The organism is Undibacterium sp. GW821-FHT07F11 (genome assembly GCF_059418665.1).
On record NZ_JBWKQH010000002.1, the window covers coordinates 518,338 to 521,443 of the forward strand.

The window sequence follows — 3,106 nt, forward strand, 5'->3', positions numbered from 1 at the left end:
TGGCGTCCCCAAGGGGATTCGAACCCCTGTACTCACCGTGAAAGGGTGATGTCCTAGGCCTCTAGACGATGGGGACAGATTCTGTCCGTGTTACTGACCTAAATCGCTAACAACTTGTTGTCCACAATAACTTGATGAAGTTGATTGGCGTCCCCAAGGGGATTCGAACCCCTGTACTCACCGTGAAAGGGTGATGTCCTAGGCCTCTAGACGATGGGGACAACAAGTATGTTCTGCTCTGCCACATTTTTTGGTGGAGGTAAGCGGGATCGAACCGCTGACCTCTTGCATGCCATGCAAGCGCTCTCCCAGCTGAGCTATACCCCCGACGCTGCAGAACAGAAACGAGATTATAGGGGAAGCTTACCCGGATGTAAAGCCCCCTACCGCTTTCTAAGCAGCAATAACGCTCAAACGCTGCAAAACCACTTCACGGCCAAACAACTCTATCACTGCATCGATGGATGGTGTTTGCAATTGGCCTGTGAGCAGCAGGCGCAAAGGCATGGCCAGTTGCGGCATCTTCAACGAGAAGTCAGCCAGAGTTTGTTTCATGGCAGCAGACAGGGCTGCCTTATTCCATTCCACGGTTTTGCACAGCTCGGCGTATTGGCGCAAGGCTGGCAATACGGCTTCAGTCACATGCTGAATCATCAATGCCGGATCTGCGGCTGGCTGGCGATAAAACAGCATGGCCGCCTGTCCCAGTTCCACTGTGGTATTGGCGCGTTCTTTCAACAGCGCGATCACAGCTGTTAATGGCGGGGCATTGTCGAACTGCGCGCCTTCGCTCAACATTTGCGGTGCGATTAAATCAGCCAGGCGCTGATTGTCGGCTGCCTTGATGTAGTGATTATTGATCCATGCCAGTTTTTCAGGATTGAACTGGGCAGCAGAACCAGACAAATGGCTTAAATCAAACCAACTGCACATTTGCTCCATGGAGAATATCTCGTCATCACCATGGCTCCAGCCCAGGCGTGCCAGGTAGTTGAGCATGGCTTCAGGCAGGTAGCCTTGCAGTGGGTAATCCATGACGCTAACAGCACCATGACGTTTGGACAGCTTTTGCCCATCCGCACCCAGGATCATAGGCAAATGGCCATAATGCGGCAGGGTCGCGCCCAGTGCATTCAAGATATTGATCTGGCGTGGCGTGTTATTAACATGATCATCACCACGGATAACGTGGGTAATTTGCATGTCCCAGTCATCGACCGCGACGCAGAAGTTATAAGTGGGCGTGCCATCAGGGCGGGCTATGACCAGATCATCCAGTTCACGGTTACCTATGGTGATTTGTCCCTTGACGACATCCAGCCAGCTGACTTCACCGTCCAGGGGATTTTTGAAACGTATAACCGGTTTGCGGTCAGCCGGAATAGGTGGCAAAGTCTTGCCAGCTTCAGGACGCCAGGTACCGTCATAACGCGGTTTTTCACCTGCTGCACGCTGCCGCTCACGCATGGCCTCAACTTCATCCGGTGAGGAATAGCAGTGATAGGCCGTACCTTTTACCAGCATGTCGGCCAGCACTTCGCTATAACGCTCCATGCGCTTCATCTGATAAAACGGACCTTCATCATGCTGCAAGCCCAGCCAGTTCATACCTTCCAATATCGCTTGCACGGCTTCAGGCGTAGAGCGTTCAAGATCGGTATCTTCGATGCGCAGCACGAAAGTGCCACCAAAATGACGGGCAAATGCCCAACTGAACAAGGCAGTGCGGGCACCGCCAACATGGAGATAGCCGGTAGGGCTGGGAGCGAAACGGGTACGTACAGTCATGAGATCACAAGCCTGCGCCCTGCTGCCAATGAAGCTGACATGCAAAAGCGCGATAATGGTTAAAACCAGCATTTTACCGTTTTAACATCCGGGACGGATACTTTCATGATATCGGCTAACCTACTGAACTCCGGGTCAATGCCTGCATGATAATATGGCGACGCCAATAGTCCACCCGATAAACGATCAGACATGCAAGCCCAATCAGCCCCACCTCTGCCACTACCTGTACGCGATGGCATCGCCCCCAGCTACATATGGATACCAGAAGGTCATTGGGACAATGTCTTCCGTTTTTTGCAAGATCATTTCCCTGATGTGAGTGCCAGCACCTGGCAAGCACGGCTGGACAAACAAGAGGTGGTTGATCAGCATGGCAAAGTCTTGTTTGCCGATAGCGTGGTCAAACGCGGCATGTGTATTTACTATTATCGCGAAATAGAAAATGAAACACCCATCCCGTTTTATGAAGAAGTCCTGTTCCAGGATGAGCATTTGCTGGTAGTAGATAAACCGCATTTCCTGCCTGTCATTCCTTCAGGACGATTTTTGCAGGAAACCCTGCTGGTCAGGCTGAAGAAAAATACAGGCTTGATGGATCTGACCCCCATACACAGGCTGGACAGGGAAACGGCAGGCGTCATGCTGTTTTCGCACAATCCAGCCACCCGTGGGCAGTATCAATCCCTATTCCAGCGTAAAAGCATGGCAAAGACGTATCACGCAGTAGCGAAGCATCTGCCAGCACTGTCTTTCCCGCTACGTCATTACAGCCACATGGAAGAAGCAGAAAAGTTCTTTGTCATGCGCGAAGTGGCAGGCATGCCTAATTCAGAAACCCTGGTCGATATCAAGGAAAGACGTGGCGAAAATAGCCTGTACCAATTGCAGCCAGTGACCGGTAGAAAACACCAATTGCGCCTGCACATGAGCAGCCTTGGCGCGCCTATCTTGAATGATGCATTTTATCCCTTCGCCCTCCCCTGCAAGGCGGATGACTTTTCTGCGCCTTTGCAGTTACTGGCAAAATCCATCTGCTTTGATGATCCGATTACTGGTCAGCAACGCTATTTTGAAAGCAGAAAGTCGCTGTGATTACCTTCCTCAGAACCTTTTACGATCTGTAGCGAGCGTCAGCGGGGTTGGGGTAACAAAAACGCAGCGCAAAAAGCGGAATGTACTCTGGTACATGAGCATTTTGAGCAGCACATGGCCCCCGATCACGCTCGCGCAGTAAGATCGCAAACAGGTTCTTAGAGGGCTACACAGGCAAACGGGTTGACAGCAAGTCCCTAAAGCAGTAATATTGCGGTCTTCG

Annotated in this window: 2 protein-coding genes and 3 tRNA genes; 1 reads left to right on the forward strand and 4 read right to left on the reverse strand. The window is 51.5% G+C overall.

The features are described 5' to 3' along the window. The 4 genes from AC07OI_RS06170 to gltX all read right to left on the reverse strand — a co-directional run bounded on the left by AC07OI_RS06170 (position 1) and on the right by gltX (position 1,788). Positions 1–76: transfer RNA gene (locus tag AC07OI_RS06170), tRNA-Glu, on the reverse strand. A gap of 69 nt (positions 77–145) precedes the next feature. Next, positions 146–221, reverse strand: a tRNA-Glu gene (locus tag AC07OI_RS06175). 30 nt (positions 222–251) lie between these two features. Then, positions 252–327: transfer RNA gene (locus AC07OI_RS06180), tRNA-Ala, on the reverse strand. Between the two features lie 66 nt (positions 328–393). Then, positions 394–1,788: a glutamate--tRNA ligase gene (gene gltX, locus AC07OI_RS06185; RefSeq protein ID WP_495256592.1), complete on the reverse strand. Its 1,395-nt coding sequence runs from the start codon at positions 1,786–1,788 to the stop codon at positions 394–396. A 192-nt stretch (positions 1,789–1,980) separates the two neighbouring features. Here gltX and AC07OI_RS06190 point away from each other — a divergent pair, with 192 nt between their 5' ends. After that, positions 1,981–2,883, forward strand: a complete 903-nt coding sequence (locus AC07OI_RS06190) for a pseudouridine synthase (protein WP_495256593.1) — start codon at positions 1,981–1,983, stop codon at positions 2,881–2,883. Positions 2,884–3,106: the final 223 nt, after the last annotated feature.

Coding starts and splice junctions, on each gene's coding strand:
- gltX (WP_495256592.1), bottom strand. CDS start 1,788: ATGACTGTACGTACCCGTTTCGCTCCCAGCCCTACCGGCTATCTCCAT.
- AC07OI_RS06190 (WP_495256593.1), top strand. CDS start 1,981: ATGCAAGCCCAATCAGCCCCACCTCTGCCACTACCTGTACGCGATGGC.